The 17,228-nt window shown below is 66.4% G+C and carries 20 protein-coding genes and 1 pseudogene; 11 read left to right on the top strand and 10 right to left on the bottom strand.

What is annotated here, in order from left to right; translation table 11 throughout:
• Positions 1-42: 42 nt before the first annotated feature.
• A pseudogene (locus EH209_RS12715) lies at positions 43-624 on the top strand (enoyl-CoA hydratase/isomerase family protein); the annotation flags it as partial.
• A gap of 45 nt (positions 625-669) precedes the next feature.
• Here the strand turns inward: EH209_RS12715 and EH209_RS12710 are convergent.
• Together EH209_RS12710 and EH209_RS12705 are read right to left on the bottom strand one after the other, a co-directional pair.
• Positions 670-1,569 (bottom strand): glycosyltransferase family 2 protein, encoded by a 900-nt coding sequence (locus tag EH209_RS12710; RefSeq protein WP_126663246.1) that lies wholly within the window; start codon positions 1,567-1,569, stop codon positions 670-672.
• A gap of 81 nt (positions 1,570-1,650) precedes the next feature.
• Complete coding sequence (locus EH209_RS12705; RefSeq protein ID WP_126663245.1) at positions 1,651-2,358, bottom strand: class I SAM-dependent methyltransferase; 708 nt, start codon at positions 2,356-2,358, stop codon at positions 1,651-1,653.
• Between the two features lie 210 nt (positions 2,359-2,568).
• Here EH209_RS12705 and EH209_RS12700 point away from each other — a divergent pair, with 210 nt between their 5' ends.
• From EH209_RS12700 to EH209_RS12685, 4 genes are all read left to right on the top strand, one after another.
• Positions 2,569-2,850, top strand: coding sequence for a MarR family transcriptional regulator (locus EH209_RS12700; RefSeq protein WP_126663244.1), 282 nt, complete (start codon positions 2,569-2,571; stop codon positions 2,848-2,850).
• A 100-nt stretch (positions 2,851-2,950) separates the two neighbouring features.
• A complete protein-coding gene (locus tag EH209_RS12695) occupies positions 2,951-3,739 on the top strand; it encodes an MBL fold metallo-hydrolase (RefSeq protein WP_126663243.1) in 789 nt (262 codons plus the stop codon).
• A gap of 81 nt (positions 3,740-3,820) precedes the next feature.
• Positions 3,821-4,495, top strand: a complete 675-nt coding sequence (locus EH209_RS12690) for a YkgJ family cysteine cluster protein (protein ID WP_126663242.1) — start codon at positions 3,821-3,823, stop codon at positions 4,493-4,495.
• A gap of 78 nt (positions 4,496-4,573) precedes the next feature.
• The gene (locus EH209_RS12685) at positions 4,574-5,338 is read left to right on the top strand and encodes a heptaprenylglyceryl phosphate synthase (RefSeq protein ID WP_126663241.1); all 765 of its coding nucleotides are present in this window, start codon (positions 4,574-4,576) and stop codon (positions 5,336-5,338) included.
• Positions 5,339-6,106: 768 nt separating this feature from the next.
• Here the strand turns inward: EH209_RS12685 and EH209_RS12680 are convergent.
• A complete protein-coding gene (locus EH209_RS12680; protein WP_008896531.1) occupies positions 6,107-6,508 on the bottom strand; it encodes a TRAM domain-containing protein in 402 nt (133 codons plus the stop codon).
• Positions 6,509-6,671: 163 nt separating this feature from the next.
• The gene (locus EH209_RS12675; protein WP_126663240.1) at positions 6,672-8,399 is read right to left on the bottom strand and encodes a radical SAM protein; all 1,728 of its coding nucleotides are present in this window, start codon (positions 8,397-8,399) and stop codon (positions 6,672-6,674) included.
• 160 nt (positions 8,400-8,559) lie between these two features.
• Between EH209_RS12675 and EH209_RS12670 the strand changes: the two genes are divergently transcribed.
• The 4 genes from EH209_RS12670 (at position 8,560) to EH209_RS12660 (ending at position 10,556) form a co-directional block, all read left to right on the top strand.
• The gene (locus tag EH209_RS12670) at positions 8,560-8,922 is read left to right on the top strand and encodes a DUF7344 domain-containing protein (protein WP_126663239.1); all 363 of its coding nucleotides are present in this window, start codon (positions 8,560-8,562) and stop codon (positions 8,920-8,922) included.
• A 4-nt stretch (positions 8,923-8,926) separates the two neighbouring features.
• Positions 8,927-9,655 carry a DICT sensory domain-containing protein gene (locus EH209_RS12665; RefSeq protein ID WP_126663238.1) on the top strand — a complete coding sequence of 243 codons (729 nt, stop codon included), beginning with the start codon at positions 8,927-8,929 and terminating at the stop codon, positions 9,653-9,655.
• Between the two features lie 141 nt (positions 9,656-9,796).
• The gene (locus EH209_RS24075; protein WP_164722041.1) at positions 9,797-9,955 is read left to right on the top strand and encodes a DUF7559 family protein; all 159 of its coding nucleotides are present in this window, start codon (positions 9,797-9,799) and stop codon (positions 9,953-9,955) included.
• 166 nt (positions 9,956-10,121) lie between these two features.
• The gene (locus EH209_RS12660) at positions 10,122-10,556 is read left to right on the top strand and encodes an Hsp20/alpha crystallin family protein (RefSeq protein WP_126663237.1); all 435 of its coding nucleotides are present in this window, start codon (positions 10,122-10,124) and stop codon (positions 10,554-10,556) included.
• A gap of 1 nt (position 10,557) precedes the next feature.
• Here EH209_RS12660 and EH209_RS12655 read toward each other — a convergent pair whose 3' ends face one another.
• Entirely contained in the window at positions 10,558-11,745 is a 1,188-nt protein-coding gene (locus EH209_RS12655) for an NAD(P)/FAD-dependent oxidoreductase (RefSeq protein ID WP_126663236.1), read from the bottom strand.
• A gap of 128 nt (positions 11,746-11,873) precedes the next feature.
• Positions 11,874-12,653, bottom strand: coding sequence for a DUF7388 family protein (locus EH209_RS12650; RefSeq protein WP_126663235.1), 780 nt, complete (start codon positions 12,651-12,653; stop codon positions 11,874-11,876).
• 241 nt (positions 12,654-12,894) lie between these two features.
• Here EH209_RS12650 and EH209_RS12645 point away from each other — a divergent pair, with 241 nt between their 5' ends.
• Entirely contained in the window at positions 12,895-13,584 is a 690-nt protein-coding gene (locus EH209_RS12645; protein ID WP_126663234.1) for a DUF502 domain-containing protein, read from the top strand.
• 9 nt (positions 13,585-13,593) lie between these two features.
• Here the strand turns inward: EH209_RS12645 and EH209_RS12640 are convergent, their stop codons facing one another.
• The 3 genes from EH209_RS12640 to EH209_RS12630 form a co-directional block, all read right to left on the bottom strand.
• Positions 13,594-14,187: an NUDIX hydrolase gene (locus EH209_RS12640; RefSeq protein WP_126663233.1), complete on the bottom strand. Its 594-nt coding sequence runs from the start codon at positions 14,185-14,187 to the stop codon at positions 13,594-13,596.
• A 163-nt stretch (positions 14,188-14,350) separates the two neighbouring features.
• Complete coding sequence (locus tag EH209_RS12635; protein WP_126663232.1) at positions 14,351-14,830, bottom strand: DUF7109 family protein; 480 nt, start codon at positions 14,828-14,830, stop codon at positions 14,351-14,353.
• Between the two features lie 59 nt (positions 14,831-14,889).
• Positions 14,890-16,011: a glycosyl transferase family 2 gene (locus tag EH209_RS12630; RefSeq protein ID WP_126663231.1), complete on the bottom strand. Its 1,122-nt coding sequence runs from the start codon at positions 16,009-16,011 to the stop codon at positions 14,890-14,892.
• 158 nt (positions 16,012-16,169) lie between these two features.
• On the opposite strand from EH209_RS12630, the gene EH209_RS24070 reads away from it, so the two are divergent.
• Positions 16,170-16,340 carry an HVO_0758 family zinc finger protein gene (locus tag EH209_RS24070; protein WP_008896519.1) on the top strand — a complete coding sequence of 57 codons (171 nt, stop codon included), beginning with the start codon at positions 16,170-16,172 and terminating at the stop codon, positions 16,338-16,340.
• Between the two features lie 190 nt (positions 16,341-16,530).
• On the opposite strand, the gene EH209_RS12625 is transcribed toward EH209_RS24070, so the two are convergent.
• On the bottom strand, positions 16,531-16,998 hold the full coding sequence (locus EH209_RS12625; protein ID WP_126663230.1) for a hypothetical protein: 468 nt from the start codon (positions 16,996-16,998) through the stop codon (positions 16,531-16,533).
• Between the last annotated feature and the right edge of the window lie 230 nt (positions 16,999-17,228).

The following is a 17,228-nucleotide window of genomic DNA, read 5'->3' as shown; positions in this document are numbered from 1 at the left end:
CGTGATTCCTCCCCGTCCCAAGGGGCGGGGTTTCCTCGCTGACTAAAGATGATGCGCGACCGGGTCGAACCCGACGCCGAGATCGATCGCGACGTTTTCCCCGAGGTCCTCGAGACCATCGAGGAACTTCGGCAGCCGGTCGTCGCCGGGATCAAACGCGCCGCGCCCGCGGGGGCGTTCGAACTCACGCTGCCCTGTGACTTCCGGGTCATCGGCCGCGAGGCTAAGTACGGTCTGCTCGAGGTGCAACTCGGGACCTTCCCGCACGCGGGCGGCACCCAGTGCCTGCCGCGTCTCGTAGGGCTCTCGAAGGCCAAGGAGATCGTCCTCACCGGGGAGTTCGTCGATCCGGAGGACGCCGCCGACATGGGGCTGGTCCACGAGGTCGTCGACACCGAGGTTGTCGACGAGCGCACGAAGGCGTTCGCCGACGACCGCTGCGAGAACGCGCCGCTGGGCCTGCGCAATGCGAAGCGGGCGCTCAACGCCGCCCTCGAGATGCCGCTCGATCGGGGACTGGAGTACGAACGCCGGTTGGTAGACGAACTCGACGACACCCACGACTACCGAGAGGGGTTCGAGGCGCGTCTCGAGGACCGCGATCCGGAGTTTCGCGGCGAATAGCGGACTCGAGGTGAGAAGGATCCAGCGTCGTTCAGCGATCGAACCCTACCGCCGATCGTAGACCCGCACCGCCCTGTCGTGGCGTTTCGACAACCCGTTCGGGTTTCGTCGGGAGGTTCGGTCGGCCCAGCGGGCTCGCAGTCCGTCGCGGAGTCCGCCGGTGGCGTTTGCGACGACGTCGGTCCCGTTTCCGACCCAGTCCGTCGGCGTCGCGTCTCCGGTGATGACGTCCCGAACGCCCGCGGTCCCGTCGCGGAGGGCGCTCCCGACGATTCGGCCGACCGTCGTCGGCCGCACGCCGTAGTTCTTCGCGAGTCGATAGGCCCGGGAGCGGTAGGTGTCCCCCCAGTCGCGGTCGGTCTGGCCGCCGTCGGTTCCGACCTCGCACCTGGCGGCCATCCCCGCGTCCCACTCGGTTTCGAAGCCGAGGCCGGCCAGGCGGTGGGCACAGTCGCGTTCGCCGCCGACCTCGAGGTACTCGTCGAACCCGTCCAGGGCCTCGAGGACGGTCCGATCGAACGCGACGTTGTTGCCGTCGAAGTGGGTGACGCTGCGCCCGGCGACGGTGTGCGGATTCTGCAGATCGTAATCGAGCTCCCCGCCGGTCACGGGGCCGGTGACGACGTCGGTTCCGTCGGCGATTGCGCGCTCGACGGCGTCGTACCAGCTGTACTCGATCGCGTACTCCCCGTCGAGGAAGGCGACGACGTCACCCGTCGCAGCGCGGAGACCGGCGTTGCGCGAGACGTTCGGGTTCCGTTCGGAGATTTCGACGAGGACGTCGACGTCCGAACGGTCGCGGACGACGCCGGTCGTCCCGTCGGAGGAGGGGCCGTTGACGACGACGATTTCCGCCGCGGACGGTGTCCGCTCGGAGAGCGCGTCGAGACACGAGAGTAATCGCTCTCGGTCGTTGAGCGTCGATACCACTACCGAGAGCTCCATACGCGGTAGTAGCGTCCATCGATAGTAAAAATACGGGGTTCGCCGCTGCGAGCGGCTCGCGGCCAGCGGACAGGCGGTCGGTCACCGGACGCGGGTGTTCCAGTAGGAGACCGACGCGAGGTGGTCGGTCACCGGCAGCGATCCGATCAACTCGTCGAGCGTCCGGATGGGCGTCGCGAGCTCGTTGGGAATCGACCGGTAGAGTCCGTACGGAGCGAGGAAGTCGTCCTCGACGTCCTCCAGCGTCAGGTTCGTCTTCGCTAAGAGAACCGCCACTTCGCTCTTCGAGTAGAGCCGCGATCCCATCGGCAGCGCCCAGTTGTAGATGCTGCGCGCGCTAAATCGGTTGAACGTGTCGAAGACGATCTGGTCTCGGGACACCCGGTGCATTTCCTCTAAGAAGGCCTTCGGGTCGTCCGCGAGGTGGAAAAATCGCATCGCGATAACGGTATCGAAGTGATCGTCCGGAAACGGGAGCCGGCCCGCGTCCCCGCGGAGGAACTCCAGGGTTCCCTCGAGGGCCGCGTCCTTCGTTTTCTCCCGTCCCTGCTGTAACATCGCCGCCGAGATATCGAGTCCCACGACGTCGGCGCCCTGCTGGGCGAGCATCACGGTAAACCGCCCGGTACCACAGGCGATTTCGAGGATATTCCGGTCCTCGACGGGCATGATCGCGTCAAGGACTGCTTCCTTCTCCCGACGGTCGATGAGCTGACCGCCCCGGGAGAAGCGCTTATCGTCGTACTCCTCGGCGACGTCGTCGGCCTGGTACCACTCCTGTCCTTTCACACTGGGCGCAACTACAGGAGCGGGAGGATAAAACGATACTGGAGTCTATCGATACCCGGGACGGCGATGTCGACTTGGGGCCGGCTCAAACCCCGCAATCGGGCGGATCCTTTGCTGTGTTAATACGACATTCATACCCCTTATACAAACTGAACTATTCGTATCCACATATAGGGAAGCTTTACCACTACCGATTCCGCTCACGTAGGTATGAGCACGAGTACAGCCGAGGACCGAGTCGCCGCTGCCGAAGAGACCCTTTCGAAGGACGAATACCGCGATCGCCTCCGCGATCTGCCGCCGAGCGCGAAGCTCGTCGCGAAAGTGCTGGAGACCGATTCGCCGCTCTCGCAGGGGCAACTCGCTGAAGAGTCGCTGCTGCCCGACCGCACCGTCCGCTACGCGCTCAACCGCCTCGAGGACGTCGGTCTCGTCGGCTCCCGGTACAGCTTCCGCGACGCCCGCAAGCAGGTCTACTTCCTCAAGCACTGACGACGGCGACCCGGTCCGCAGCTTCCGGAGCGGGAGTGGGGTGGGCCACCCGGTCCGAGCCGTCGACACACACTTTTTCGACCGCTGAGTTGTTCGAGGTATGGACGTTACTCGGTGTGCCGTTCCGGTCGCGACGCGCGCCCCAACGGGGGAAACCAACGCCTACCTCCTCGGGGACGATCCGGCTGTACTCGTCGATCCCGCGGCGCGCAGCGACGCTCTCGACGAACTCGTTCGCGACCGGGCCGTCGACCACGTTCTCGTCACGCACACGCATCCCGACCACGTCGGCGCCGTCGCCGCGTACGCCGACGAGACGGACGCGACCGTCTGGGCGCGATACGGGCGGGCGGACCGCTTTCGCGACGCGACCGGCTGCGAGCCGGATCGGACGCTGGCGCCCGGAACGACGATTCCGCTCGGCGACGACCGCGTCCGGGTTCTCGACGCGCCCGGGCACGCGCCCGACCACGTCGCCCTCGAGGCCGGCTTCGGCGGACCGGTCCTCTGTGGCGACTGCGCCGTTCGCGAGGGCAGCGTCGTCGTGGGCGCGCCCGAGGGCGACATGCGCGCGTACGTGACGACGCTACGGCGACTGTGGGCGAGGGATCCGCCGGCGCTCCATCCCGGTCACGGGCCCGCGATCGACGACCCGCGGGAGACACTGGAGCGACTGCTGGATCACCGATACCGTCGGGAACGGAAGGTGCTCGAGGCGGTCGAGGGCGGCGCCGACACGCTCGAGGAACTCCTCGAGACGGCCTACGAGAAGGACCTCTCCGGCGTGCGCGATCTGGCCCGGGCGACGGTCCGCGCCCACCTCGAGAAACTCGCCGTGGAGGGACGCCTCGAGTGGAACGGGGAACGCGCGGCGGCGCGATCGGACTAGACTCGGTACGGACCCGGATTCGGATCCGGATCCGGACTCGAGGAGCGACTGACTTTTCCGCGCCGGCGACGACACTCGGGTGTGCAATCGCTTGAAGCCGAACTCGAGGAGGCCCGCGCGCTGGACACCGACGACCTCGCGGACGCCATCGAATCGATTGGCTTCGAGTGTACCCGCTGTGGTGCCTGCTGTACGGGCGAAGACGAGGACGACCACACGGCGACCGTTTTCCCCGACGAGGTACGGGAACTCGAGGAGAGCGATGAATACGACGGCGACTACGACTGGCGCGACGTCGCCCGGCCGATGCCGTACGGACTCTCGGCGACCGAGGACGGCGACCTCGAGGGCGAGACCTTTGAGTGGGCGCTCCAGACCGACGACTGCGGCGACTGCACCTTCTACGAGGAAGACGAGTCGGGGACGGGCGCCTGCGTCGCCCACGACGATCGACCGCTGATCTGCCGGACCTACCCCTTCAGCGTCGCCTTGGCCGGAACGAGCCAGCCGATGGGCGAAGCCGTCGACGAGGAGGGCGTCGTCCGCGCCCACGAGTGCGAGGGTCTGGGCCGGGACATCTCCCGCGCGGACGCCGAGGACCTGGCTCGCGCGCTGAAGGAACGCGCCGTCCGGGAACTCGAGGAGGCCATCGCCGTCCGGGACGAGTACGCACCCGCCGATCCCGACCCCGGCGAGGTGGTCGTCCACGATTCCGAGGGAGCCAAACGGATCGACGGGACGCCCCTCGAGGAGTGAGCGCGGTCGCCGCAATCGCGCGCTCGTCGTCCGGCGCGAACCGATAGGAAATTGACCCGGTTGTTCGAAGGGACCGGCATGGACATCGATTGGGACGGGATCACTCATGTTACGAAAATCGACCCGGCCAAGTCCCTACCGGCTGATCTCAGCGTTCTCGAGGGGACCGACCTGGTGCTCGTCGGCGGCTCCGACGACGTCACCGAGGCCAACACGCTCGAGGCGATTGCGGCGATCGACGACGCCGTCCCCTCGCTCCCCGTCTTTCAGGAACCGTACAGTTCGAGTCACGTCTCCAAATCGACGATCGAGGCGGCGGACTACCTGTCCGTTCCGGCGGTCTACAACGGCGATCGGGAACACTTCGTGGGGAAACACGTCGACCTCTTTACCGAGGTCGGGAGCAAACCCGAGGCCCTCCTCGGCGCGAGCCTTCCGGTCGTCGGCGATCTGATTTCCTCGAAGGGGGCCGACGCGGTCGCGGACCTCGCCACGAACGTCGTCGGAGAGGGGTACGTAATTCAGCACCTCGAGTCCACGGCGGCGGCGACCTCCGGCGTCGAGGCGACCTACTCGCCCGAGCAGGTCGCCGGCGCGGCGCTGGCGACGGAGACCTTCTATAGCTTTCCGATCTTCTACATCGAGTACTCGGGCACCTACGGCGGCCCCGCGGACGTCGAAGCCGCCGCGCGCTACCTCGAGGAGACGGCGCTGTTCTACGGCGGCGGGATCGATAGTCGGGCGAAAGCGACGGAGATCCTCGAGGCCGGTGCGGACGCCATCGTCGTCGGCGACTGTTTCCACGACGATCCGGAGACGTTCCGGGAGACAATTCCGGCGTAGTAATCGGCGAAGACGCAGTTATCTGCCGTACGCGAACCAACGAGACTGAACGGGAACTGGAAGTGTTGAAATCCACAGCCGTTGTCGGGACTAGCGAAGTTGGTTGGTAGATACAGGTCGAGTAGCCGCCGGAGCAGCGATGAATTAGCTCGTTCGTCTCTCGTAGATCCGTTGGTATCTCGGATACATCAAAAACCAGATGGCTATCAGTAGCGCAGAGTGGAATAGCCAGATGGGATCCGTGAATAAACCGCGAAGATACACGGAGGGGGTACGTTCGAGCAACACCGCTCGGAGAGCGCCGACAGCTACGAACCCTGTTACGTAGAGGCCGATAAAAACGAGCGAGTCGCGTCTAAATGACGGCTCCATATCGTCGCATCGACTTCGATTGCAATAAACTCAGCCGATATATTCGTACATCTTCCCAAGGCTATTCCAGCGGGGAAAGCGGCGAATTGATAGAGTTTCAACAGGACCAAATTAGAGCATTTGCTATCGTAGCAACGGGTAATCGTCACACGCTCCCTAACCGATTCGCTCGCAGCGCTCGCGATGACCTCGCGCGCTGTCATCGACCGACAGCACGTGCCACCGCAAACGAACTATTTGCAACCGCGAGCGAGCGCCAGCATACGGCGCGCTTTGCGCGCCGTTACGCCGAGTGCGCCGTCGGCGCGCTCGGTATTTTTTCATCGAAGTTTTTTGGCGGGGGTTGTGGCTGGCGTCTTCGACGCCAGCCGATATCCCCGCTAAAAAAGTTCGTTGTTAGAACGTCTCCTCGATGATCTCGCCGACGGCGAAGTTGGACTTGACCTCCGAGACTTCGACCTTGACGCGTTCGCCGACGTCGGCACCGGGGACGATGATGACGTAGCCGCGTTCGACACGAGCGATCCCGTCGCCCTGTTTGCCGATGTCCTCGATTTCGACGTAGCGTGTTTCGCCGACGTCGACCGGTGGCTGCGGTTCCGACGGTGCCGTCTGGGGCTGTGCCGTCGACTCCTCGGCGTCGTCCTCCTCGCGTGAGATGAGCGCGACGCGGTAGACCTCCTCCGGGTCGATGTCGCCGGTTTCGACTTCTTGACGTGGTACCTCGATGACGTATCGGTCCTCCTCTGCCGAGACGTCCGCACTGAACAGACACAGGAGTTTTTCAGATATTTCCACAGGTAGACCCTCAATTCCACCTCTGAAGCGCCTCCGTAATAGAACTACCGACCGCGGGCCGTTATTTGCAGGTGGGGCGGTGAAAAAACGTGGTCGAACGCCCTCTATTCTCGAGCAGTCGTCAGTTGGCGGACCGTCGCGAGGAGGGGAATTCGGATCCCGGTCAGTCCGCACCCTCGAACGCTCGCGTCGTCGCGAACCCCTCGAGGTCGACCTCGGTTCCCAGATCGGCGTCGGTGACCGACTCGTGAGGTCGGTTGACGACGATGTCGCCGGCGGTGCTGTCGCCGACGCCGGGAATCGCGGTGAGTTCGTCCATCGAGGCGGCGTTTATATCCAGCGGATAGGGGACGCCGGTCACGGAGCGGTAGCCGTGGTCGACGACCGCGACGTCGACGGTTCGGCCGAGTTCGCGCTCGCCGGGGATGCCGACCAGCAGCGGGTAGGTGCCCAGCTGGCGACCGAAGGTCCTCCCGTCCTGGTGGTACTCGAGGTGGACGTCGGGCAGGACGGTGCCCGGCGGGGCGACGCGCTCGAGCATCGGATTGTCGATCTCCTCGCGGACCTGCTTCTTGTACCGCTTGAACAACTGTTTGTGTTCGTTCGCGATCTCGGCCCCCGTATCGCTCATATCGGTGCCGTCGAAGGACATCACCTGCCGGATGTTGATCCGCCGGAGCATGTAGCCCTCGTCGTAGACCCGCTGGAGGAACTCGCGATTGCGCTCGTAGGTCTCCTCGCGCTCGCCCTTGAGCCCGTGGAGGAGGTTGATTCCGGGGAGGAGCTTGGGCAGCCGACGCGGAGCGTCGTCCCCGAAGGTGGGGGCGTCCGCGGGATCCTCGCCCGGTCGCCAGCCGGCCTCCTCGTTGACGATTTTGACCGCTTCGAAACACTCCTCGGCGCTGACGTTGAGGTTGTTCTCCTCCTGGACGACCGGGTCAGCCGACTCGAGGCCGAACGCCGCGGTGTCGCCGGGCGTGTTGTGCTCGGCGATGATCCGGATCCCCTCCCGGCTCTCCTCGGGCCAGTTGACGATCGTGATCGGGTTCATGTTGTCCAAGTGCAGCGTCTCGAGGTCGGGCGCGACCTCGCGGATGCCGCTGTAGAGTTGCCGGAGCGCGTCCGGATTCGGCGCCTCGCCGTCGCCGCCGTAGGCAAGGATGTCGGCCTGCCGGCCGATCCGGAAGTGTCTGACGCCGAAATCCGAGAGGGCGTCGACCTCGCCGACGACCGTCGGCGGCGGCCGGAAGGAGGGGTTGCCGTACAGCGGTTCCGTACAGAACGAGCAGCGGTACGCGCACCCGCGGGAGGTCTCGAGTTCGGCGATGAGGTGGTCGGGGTGGTTGGGGTGTTGCTCGACGATGAACGCGCCCTCCTGGGCCCACCGCGAGACCTCGTCGATATCGCGCATCCGGTTGTTGAAGCCCTCGAGGCCGCTTTCGACGAGGTCGAAGACGGCGGCCTCGACGTCGCCCTTGGCGACGAAATCGAAGTCCAGGTCCTGGCGCTCGGTCTCGGTCGCGCCGGCGTTCTCGTCGCCGACGCCGAACTTGACGGGGCCGCCCATCAGGCTCGTCCCGTTGGCGGTCCAAGCGAGTTTGCGGACTTCATCGGGTTCGGCCGGCGTGCCGCCGACGTACTTGCCGGGAACGGTCATCCCGCCCAGATAGATCATGAGGTCGGCCTCGTCGACGTCCCGCCAGTAGTCGGGCTCGTCGCGGAGCCGATCGATCGTGTGGTACGTAATCTGTTCGCGGGGGACCCCCGCGTCGACGAGCGCTCCCGCCGCGTAGCGGGGGTACGTCGAGATGTACGGCGGCACCCCGAAGTGTGCGGGCTCGTCGACGTAGCCGTCGACGATCGTCACCGACAGCGTCTCGGGGTCGATCATACCGATCGGTAGCGCCTCAAGGGGTAAAACAGTGACTACACGGTCACCTCGTTCCGCGTTCGGATATCGAACCGCGTCCGCCGTCCGACGGGAGATCGGTGCGAAGACCGTCCGATATTTCGCGTAGCTATTTTACCTTGTAGAGTGATAGCTCATATCAATGGACGAAGCGTGTCTACGGGACGTCCTCGAGGCGGTCGAAGCGATGGAGAGCGATGCCTCTCCGGACGTTCTCCTGAACGTGCTCTCGGATCGGTACGCGCGATACGTACTGTGCCACCTCTCGGACGAATCGACCGCGACCCTCGACGCGCTCACGGACACGGCGACCGGACTGGCGGCGACTGAGTCGGGCGCTATCGCGACGCCCGGAGACCGCGAAGAGATACGCCTTCGCCTGTATCACCTCGTGCTTCCGAAACTCGACGCCGCCGGCTACCTCGAATTCGACAGCGAAACGCGAACCGTCGAGCGGGACGAGATTCCCGCCGTCCTCCGGGAACTACTGCAGAAAGAGACGTGATACGATGAACGGCCTTCGCGATCAGATCGACGAAATCGAAGCGCGGCAGAAGCTCCTCGAGGTGCATACGGACCGAGATCGAGTGGCGGCGGAGTTCGAGCAGCAGTTCTCGACGAGAAACGCACGCGTGGTCCGGGAATCGAGCGCGTCGAGTGCCGATCGTGGCTTCGTGATCATTCGAGACGCGGACCACGAGTTCCGCGGCGCATTGGGTATCGACCACTTTCGGGCCGTACTCTCTCCGGAGATTCACCCGCCGTGGGCGCTCGAGGACGCCGACGTCGAGTATTCCGATCTCTTTGAGTTCCTCGAGAACACGCTGTTCACCTCGTACGATCGACGGCAGATGCTGGCCACGAGTCGCGAGATTGAAGAGCGCGCCTGGCGGACCGATGCCGGCACGTTATTCGCCGGATTTCAGAATTCGGCGGCCCTTGCCTCTCAGGTCTCGGTCTACGAACGGATGGTACGGGAACGTAACCTCGGTATCACGATCTTCGTCGAGGACGAGTACGACGAGCGAATGGCCGACGGGATCGACGTGGTCTCCGACGCGGGCGGTGAGATCGGAGCGTTCTGGTTCGTGATCTTCGACGGCGGCGGAAGCGATCTGCGTAAATGCGGACTGCTCGCCGAAGAACGCGAACCCGATCGGTATTACGGGTTCTGGACGTACGATCCCGATCGAATCGACGAGATCGTCTCGTCTCTCCGTTCGTTGAGCGACTCCTAATCGCCGTTCGACGCGAACGCCCGGTCGAGACGGCGGACACCCGTGTCGTGCCGCGGTACCCACGGAACACGAACCCGACGACGTCCGTGCTGTAGTGCCGCAACCCCGACGTTGATAGTCGTCGTGACGCTAGTACCGGGTATGCCACCGACCGAGGAGATCGTCTGCACCGCGGAGGATTGTTTTCTCGACATTTTCGAGAACCACTACACGTACGACGTCCCCGACGACCTCGAGGTGACCGACCTCGCCTGCCCGGTCTGCGGGGGGACGGACTGCCTCGAGAAGGTCGAACTGTAGCGTGACGGGGCCCCGCCAGCGACGGTCAACCCCGACGCCGTCTGACGTTTATTTTGAACCATCAAAAGAGATATGAATGCCGATCGTGTAACCGTTGGTGAGCCATGTCCTCGACGTACGTCCAGGTCCCTGTCGTCGCTCCAGGCGCCCTCAGAGGTGAGTCACCGTGGGTCTAAGTGATCTCCGCAAATCAGTCGGTAGCGTCCTCTACCGACAGGTCGGTCGCGCGAGCGGACACGTCCAGAACCATCGCACGCTCCCCGTCGACGTGCTCGAAACCGAGACCGCCTACCGAGTCGTTTTCGACGCGCCGGGCGCCGAACCCGACGACGTCCAGGTTCGGTATCTCGGCGGCAACGTCAAGATCCAGATCGATCGGTTCCGCCAGTACCACGAGGGCTACGAGATGCGGTTCCCGGGTCGCGGGATGGAACTCGACGGCGAAGCGGAGTTACCCGACGACGCGGTCGTCGACCCCGACTCTGGAACGGCGACGCTGACCGAAGCCGGCACGCTGCGGATCGATATCCCGAAGGACGTCGCCGTCGATGGCGACGCGACGGACGCCACCGAACCGGGCGAACTCACCGCCGACGACTGACTCAGTTCTCCGACTCGACCGCCATCCCGTCGACGATCTCGAACGACTCGTCGCCGTCGAACCGGGTCGGATCGAACGCGTCGATCCCCTCGCCACCGACCACCTGTTCTGCGAGTCGCTGTCCGATCGCCGGCGCGCGCATGAAGCCGTGGCCCTGGAACCCCGTCGCGACGTAGATCCCGTCCTCGAGTTCGCCGACCAGCGGATCGCGGTCGGGCGTCGCCGTACAGAGGCCGGCCCAGGCCCGCTCGAGTTCGAGGTCGGCGTCGGGAAGCCGGTGGCGAACGCGCTCGAGCAGGTCGTCGGCGAAGTCCGGATCGGCATCGCGGTCGTAGTCGTCGGGGTCGCCCTCGACGTACTCCGTGCCGTCGCCCGCGAGGAGGCCGTCGGGGTGGGGCCGTAGATAAAAGGAGTCGCTCGCGTCGTAACATATCGGCTCGTCGACGTCGGCGTCGGCGACCAGCGCCTGCACGCGGTAGGGCTTCATTGCGATCGAGAGTCCGGCGTCCGCCAGCAGTTGCTTCGTGTGGGCGCCGGCGGCCACGACGACCGCGTCGACCTCGCGTTCGGTGCCGTCCTCGAGGACGATCCGCGCGGGATCGGTCGCCACCTCGACGGGCGTTTCGGGGGCGAGCGTCGCGCCCGCGCCGTCGGCCGCGGCGGCCAGACAGGCGGTGTATGTCGCGGGATCGCTGTAGCCCGCCCCGCCGGCGATGCCGGCAACGGCGACGTCGTCGGTTCGGAGCGCGTCGAAGCGGTCCGCGAGCGCGTCGCCGTCGGCCTCTAGGGCGACGACGCCGTTTTCCTGCATTCGCTCGACCTGATCGCGGATGGCGTCGGCGCGTTCCGCATCGCCCTCGCGGGCGAGCCAGACGTAGGGACACTCGACGAACGGGAAGGTTTCGTCGCCCGAGAGCGACCGAAAGCGTTCGATCGCGTCGCTGGCGATCTCGGCGTCGAGCGGATCGGCGAAGGCGTCGTAACAGATTCCCGCCGCACGGCCGCTCGAGCCGCTCGCGATCTGATCCTTCTCGTAGAGCGTTACGTCGGCGCCCTCGCGGGCGAGATCGTAGGCTGTCGTCGCGCCGACGGCGCCGCCGCCGACGACGGCGACCTCGAGGCCGGCGCCCGCCTGGGTGAAGGCGTCGGCGCCGACCGCGATCTCCGGATCGTCGTCGATGTCGGTCATGGCCGATCACGCGCCGGGAGTGCGCGTGCGCGGCGCTGTCCTCGAGCGTCGATCGCGTCACCGAAACTCGTCATGCCGGACACTGGGGCTGGCTGATACTTACTCTGTGTGATCGACGTCCGGCACAGTTATTCGAGAAACGGGCCGAGGCCGCGCGCGGGGTAGCCGACGATCGTCGTCGCGCCGGCCTCGCGCAGGGCGTCGGTCTGAGCGCGCACCTCGTCGGGAGCGCCGACGAGCGCGTAGTCGGTGGCCGCCTTGAGCAGCACGTCTCGAGCGCGACCGGTCGCGCTGGCGTCGGTCGGGGCTCCCTCGGGTAACGCCCGGGCGACCGGCCGGCGGCGGGCGACGTAGGCGCCGACGGCGTCGAGCACGGCATCGTCGTCCTCGGTAAGCACTGTCGGGGCGTAGACGGAGACGTTGCCGGCAAAGCCGGCCACCCGCAACGCCCGCAGGTCGCGCTCGGTCGTCCGCGAGAGCAGTTCGTACTGGGTCGCGCCGGTCGCCATCGCGATCCGTTCGACGCTCTCGGTGCCGACCCAGGCCTCGGGTTCGGTCTCGAGGGCAGCGCCGAGTCGCGGCGCGACGGCCCGCTCGCGCTCTTCGGCGGTGAGGTAAGCGGGGTGGCCCGCCACGAGGACTCGCCCGACGGCGTCGGGGAGTTCGGCGGTCAGCGAGTCGTCGCCCAGCGGGTCGAAACCGTCGGCCCGGACGGGCGTCGTCACCAGGACGTCGGTCTCCTTCGAGAGGGCGATGAGCGTCTCGAGGGCGGGGAGGTGCTCGCGGCCCTCGTAGTCGATCGCGATCGTCTCGACCGGGATCGACGCGGCCGTTGAAACGTCGCACTCGGCGGGTTTCAGCGCAATCGCGTCCAGTCCGGCGCGGGTGACGGTGCTCGTGGTCAACATGGATGCTCACTTCGCGCGACGCGGCGGTCCCGATGGGCCCGAAACCTCGAGCGACGGCGATCGGGACGGCGAACCGTCGACGCGGATATAGACGTGCTGTGCGGCCGGAGCGCAAAAAGCTGGCGTTCCGCTGGTGCCGTCGGTGGCCGGCTGCGATCGCCGAGCGACACGGTTTCCGCCGCCGCGAGTCCACAATCTACTCATAGGAGGGCGCCCTGCCATCGACCGTGATCGCGGCCACATGAGTTCGGTCAAGGGGGATTTCGGACGTGGCCTCATCGTCGTCGGTCCCGTCCTCGTGACGCTGTACCTCGCCCATTACCTCTACTCGTTTATCGCGGGCGTGACGCCGGGGATCCTGCTGAACGCGGAGACCCTCGAGGCGATCGCGCCCGGACTGGGCGAGTACGCGCGCGTCCAACTCGCCAGCTTCCTCCGAGTCACGACGTTCGTCGGATTCCTCCTCCTCGCGATGTACGTCGTCGGGCAGATGACGGACACGACGATCGGCGGCGTCCTCGAGGGGATCGTCGACTACGTGGCGAACCGGGTACCCGTCATCCGCGTCGTCTACAACGCCTCGAAGACCGCCACCGAGACGACGTTCGGCGCGGGCGAGGCCCTCCAGACGCCGGTCAGAGTCGAAACCTGGGACGGCGTATGGATGACCGCGTTCAAGACCGGCCAGCGGACGCCCGACGGCCGTGCGACGCTCTTTCTCCCGACGTCGCCGAACATCTCGTCGGGCTACGTCCTCGAGGTTTCGCCCGACGACTTCACCGAGCTCGACGAGACGCTCGAGGAAGCGCTCACGCGGGTGGTCAGCGGCGGCTTCGGTGACGCGGAAACCGCCGAGGCGGAGCTCGACGAGGGGGCGCTAACCGTGGTCGGCCACCTCGAGTCCGATGGGACGAAGAACCGAGAGCAGTAACGGACGAGCCTACCGTCGAGAGCGTTCGACCCGTTCGGGCGGCTCGAACTCGGTCGTCAACTCGAGCAACTGGACGAGTATGCGGCCGGTCGCTCCCCAGACGGTGTAGCCGTCGACGTGAAAGTAGTGGATGACGATGTCGCCGTAGTAGGGGTGATCCCGACGCTCGTACTCGTAGTTCTCCGGATCGAGCAGCCCGGACAGCGGCAGGACGACGATTTCGGCGACCTCGTAGCCGTCGCCGACGTACTCGCGGTCGGGGACGCGACCGACGAACGGCGTGACGGCGTACTCCGTGATCGTCCGGATATCGTCAAGCTGGCCGACGATTTCGACCTCGTCGGGCTCGAGTCCGATCTCCTCGTTGGCCTCGCGGAGCGCGGTGTCGAGAATGGAGTCGTCGAACGATTCGGCGCCGCCGCCGGGAAAACTCATCTGGCCGGGGTGCTCGCCGAGGTGGTCGGCTCGCCGCGTAAAGAGCAGGTGGTCCTCGCCGTCGCGTTCGATGATCGGCGCGAGGACGGCCGCGTCATGTTCCTGGTCGTCGATCTCGAGGGGCGCGTGGTCGGCGACCGGCTCGAGGTTCATCGTCGGCTGTGACATACGGGGGTACGCTCACCTTCGTTCTCGTTTCGCGACCCCGCGGCGACGGTCGATCGGTCGCGGAGCCGCGAGGTCGCTGTCGATGTCGGACCGTCGGTCCCGATCGGAATCTCCGTTTCGGTTCGCGATCCGTCGTCGGGCGCTCGCGGTCGCCGACGTGACCTCACTCGAGGGCAGCTTCCAGTCGCTCCCGTTCGGCCGCGAGTTCGACCGGGGCCCAGGCCTCGACGTCGTAGCTGACGTCGATCAGGTGTCGGATCCGGTCCTCGTCCTCGGCCGCTTCGGCCGCCCCGACGGCGTCGGTGAACTGCTCGCGGGCCGTCTCGCCGAGTGCCTCGCGGTCCAGCCGCCGCCGGTCGACGTCGAGGATGTGCGGGACGTCCTCGGCGTGGTCCGGCACCGACGGGAACGCCGTCGGCCCGGCGACCAGCAGCGACCGGCGCTCGCCGTCGACGGTCTGCTCGTGGCGAACGAGCGCGAACGACTCGAGGGCGTCCTCGATCGCCGTCTCGAGGGCCGCCTCGTCGACGGACTGGCCGTCCGCCCGGAACGCCGCCTCGGAGAGCGCCCGCTCGAGTTCCGCGCGGGTCAGCCCGCCGAAGAGGTCGACGACGCCCGCCAGTTCGTCCGCAGTCGCGTCCATACACGCCACGACGGACGAGGGTCGGATTAGCGTTGCGGTCACCGGTATTTCGACAGACGTTACGCGTTACGGACCGCCAGCGTGGCCGAGACGATCGCCTCGGGCGTCACCGGCGCGTCCGTCCACGACGGCAGCCGGCGGTCGGGGTCGGGCGGCGCGATCGAGCCGGCGTAGCGGGCGAGCTGGTCCCGTTCGGCCGCGGGATCGTAGGCGAGTCCGTTGAACGCTGCGTCGGCGCGGTACTGCTCGATCAGCCGATCGCCGGCCGCGAGGTACCGCTCCTGGAGGGTCTCGTAGTCGGGATCAACGCCGCGCTCCTCGACGACGCGAAGCAGCTCTCCGGCCACCTCGCGGCTCATCCCCTCGAGGCCGGTCTCGCCGGCGACCGCGCGGTGGTCGTGTTCGTGGCGCCCGAGGTCGACCTGTGCGGCGCCGTCGAACCCGGCCGCGTCGAAGGCGTCGCCGAGGGTTCCGACCTCGAGGCCCCAGGCCCGCGGCGCGCGGAGCCGACGGGCGAGGGCGGCCGTGGCGGCGAACTCGCCGGCGAGCGGATACCGGAAGGCCCGGAGGTAGTCGAGGATCGGCGCGTCGTGGCGGTCGGCGAGCGCGCGAACGAGCGGGGCGTAGAACAGTCGGAAGAGCCGCCCGTAGAGCCGGCCGTCCTCGACGCGGGCGTAGTACCCCTTCGAGAAGGCGTAGTCCATCGTCAGCGGCGCGAGCAGGCGCGGGACGTGGCCGGCCTCGTAGCTCCTGGCGTCGGCGTCGTGGACGACGACGTACTCGCCGGCGTCGGCGGCGGGTCCGAGCGCGAGCCAGACGTCCCGGCCCTTGCCGAACTCGCCGTCCAACCCCGCGTCGGCCAGCAGGGCGTCGACTCGAGGAGCGTTACACCACAGGACGCGAATCGGCAGCGAGAAGGACTCGAGCCAGTTGCGAAACGGGCCGATCTCGTCGGCGTCGGCGCGGACGGGAACGAAGACGGCGGTCGGGGTGGGATCGAGGGACTCGAGTTCCGAGAGAACGCGTTCGGCGGCGGGATTCTCGTGTTCGCGGGCGGTCATCGGGACGACGACGGCCGTCTCGGCGACGGCGTCGGCGGCCGCGTGGGCGAGGTTGCCGTCGCGGCCGGCGGTCCCGCCGAACTCGTGGAGCGTCGCGATCCGCTCCTGAACGTACTCCATCGATGGAGTGTTCGAGCGGACCGGTAAAACGGCCACGACTCCGGCCAGAACGTCCGGTCGTGATGACTAGATTACAGTATCGCGCCACTCAGGTCGTCACGATACAGATCTCGATAAAGCACCGGTCTTTTTCTACCCTACGTTCGTAGGGGCGGAACATGAAATCAGTCCGGAAGGCACTCCGCGACGGCGAACTCGACAAGGACACCTACGACCGGCTCGTCTGCGGCGACTGCGAGAAGGCCCTGAAGACCGAAAACGACCCGGACCAGATCAAGACGGTTCGCACCTGTCCGGAGTGCGACGCCGAGTGGAAGGAAATTCGCTGACCGGTCCGAGTCGCCCGCTCCCGAATCGGAGTCCCTTCTTCGGTCGCTGTCCGACAGTGGCGACGCTCGCGTCGTGTCGCGTCGACGGCGGCATAGCGCGCCGTGTCGGTTCAGTGTGATCGGCGACGGCGATGAGCCGCGTTGACTCTCGAGTCCGTTCATTCGAACGACTCCTCGCGTTCTCGGGTCGTCAGAACCGAACGTACCGTTCGGCGAGCGGAGACGCCGGTCCGATCAGCGCGCCGTAGACGAGCAGCGCGACGAGACTCTGCCAGTGGAGATAAGGGACCGGCGGCGTCCAGCCGAGGGGTCTGAGCCACAGCGGCAACGCGAGCGCGACGCCGAGGACCCAGACCGCGAGGCCGAAACACACACCGAGCGTGAGCCCCGTGATCGGATCGGTCACGTCCTCCTCGAGGGGACTCAACGTTCCGAGCAGTCGATACGCGAACGCCCCGACCACGCTGGCCGCCATCACGAGCGAGAGGCCCAGTATTAGCCCGGGCCGTCCGACGAGGATGCCGACCGACTCGAGCAGGCCGAACGCGTACAGAACGGCCCCGAACCCTATCCCGCCCGCGAGTCCGGCGACCGCGATCGCAGCCACGCCTTCGATTCCCCGATCCACGAACTGCCCCTGAACGTGTTCCCCACTCATACGCTTTCGCGAGTTATTTTCGGCGGTTGATACTTATCTGTTTGTGATCTTTCTACGCGGATTGTATCCAGAGCGGCCCGGCGTGGCCGCGAGGATCGGGTTCGGACGAGTGACGCTACAGATCGGTGTCCGACCCGTCGGATACCGACGACTGCCTGCCTCCGTCCTCACGGCTCGAGTCGCGAGCCGAAACGAGCCTCGAGTCGGCGTTCGACTCGGAACATAATATT

The sequence above is a fragment of the Haloterrigena salifodinae genome (genome assembly GCF_003977755.1).
Classification (GTDB): domain Archaea; phylum Halobacteriota; class Halobacteria; order Halobacteriales; family Natrialbaceae; genus Haloterrigena; species Haloterrigena salifodinae.
The sequence above is the reverse complement of the archived record's forward strand: the minus strand, read 5'-3'. Positions and strand labels throughout refer to the sequence as shown.

What these genes read in the sequence shown, in the direction of transcription:
- EH209_RS12670 (WP_126663239.1), top strand. Translation starts at nt 8,560, where the DNA reads ATGGACGAAGCGTGTCTACGGGACGTCCTCGAGGCGGTCGAAGCGATG.
- EH209_RS12625 (WP_126663230.1), bottom strand. Translation starts at nt 16,998, where the DNA reads ATGAGTGGGGAACACGTTCAGGGGCAGTTCGTGGATCGGGGAATCGAA.
- EH209_RS12685 (WP_126663241.1), top strand. Translation starts at nt 4,574, where the DNA reads ATGGACATCGATTGGGACGGGATCACTCATGTTACGAAAATCGACCCG.
- EH209_RS12655 (WP_126663236.1), bottom strand. Translation starts at nt 11,745, where the DNA reads ATGACCGACATCGACGACGATCCGGAGATCGCGGTCGGCGCCGACGCC.
- EH209_RS12695 (WP_126663243.1), top strand. Translation starts at nt 2,951, where the DNA reads ATGGACGTTACTCGGTGTGCCGTTCCGGTCGCGACGCGCGCCCCAACG.
- EH209_RS12650 (WP_126663235.1), bottom strand. Translation starts at nt 12,653, where the DNA reads ATGTTGACCACGAGCACCGTCACCCGCGCCGGACTGGACGCGATTGCG.
- EH209_RS12640 (WP_126663233.1), bottom strand. Translation starts at nt 14,187, where the DNA reads ATGTCACAGCCGACGATGAACCTCGAGCCGGTCGCCGACCACGCGCCC.
- EH209_RS12665 (WP_126663238.1), top strand. Translation starts at nt 8,927, where the DNA reads ATGAACGGCCTTCGCGATCAGATCGACGAAATCGAAGCGCGGCAGAAG.
- EH209_RS12700 (WP_126663244.1), top strand. Translation starts at nt 2,569, where the DNA reads ATGAGCACGAGTACAGCCGAGGACCGAGTCGCCGCTGCCGAAGAGACC.
- EH209_RS12630 (WP_126663231.1), bottom strand. Translation starts at nt 16,011, where the DNA reads ATGGAGTACGTTCAGGAGCGGATCGCGACGCTCCACGAGTTCGGCGGG.
- EH209_RS12645 (WP_126663234.1), top strand. Translation starts at nt 12,895, where the DNA reads ATGAGTTCGGTCAAGGGGGATTTCGGACGTGGCCTCATCGTCGTCGGT.
- EH209_RS12635 (WP_126663232.1), bottom strand. Translation starts at nt 14,830, where the DNA reads ATGGACGCGACTGCGGACGAACTGGCGGGCGTCGTCGACCTCTTCGGC.
- EH209_RS12675 (WP_126663240.1), bottom strand. Translation starts at nt 8,399, where the DNA reads ATGATCGACCCCGAGACGCTGTCGGTGACGATCGTCGACGGCTACGTC.
- EH209_RS24075 (WP_164722041.1), top strand. Translation starts at nt 9,797, where the DNA reads ATGCCACCGACCGAGGAGATCGTCTGCACCGCGGAGGATTGTTTTCTC.
- EH209_RS24070 (WP_008896519.1), top strand. Translation starts at nt 16,170, where the DNA reads ATGAAATCAGTCCGGAAGGCACTCCGCGACGGCGAACTCGACAAGGAC.
- EH209_RS12710 (WP_126663246.1), bottom strand. Translation starts at nt 1,569, where the DNA reads ATGGAGCTCTCGGTAGTGGTATCGACGCTCAACGACCGAGAGCGATTA.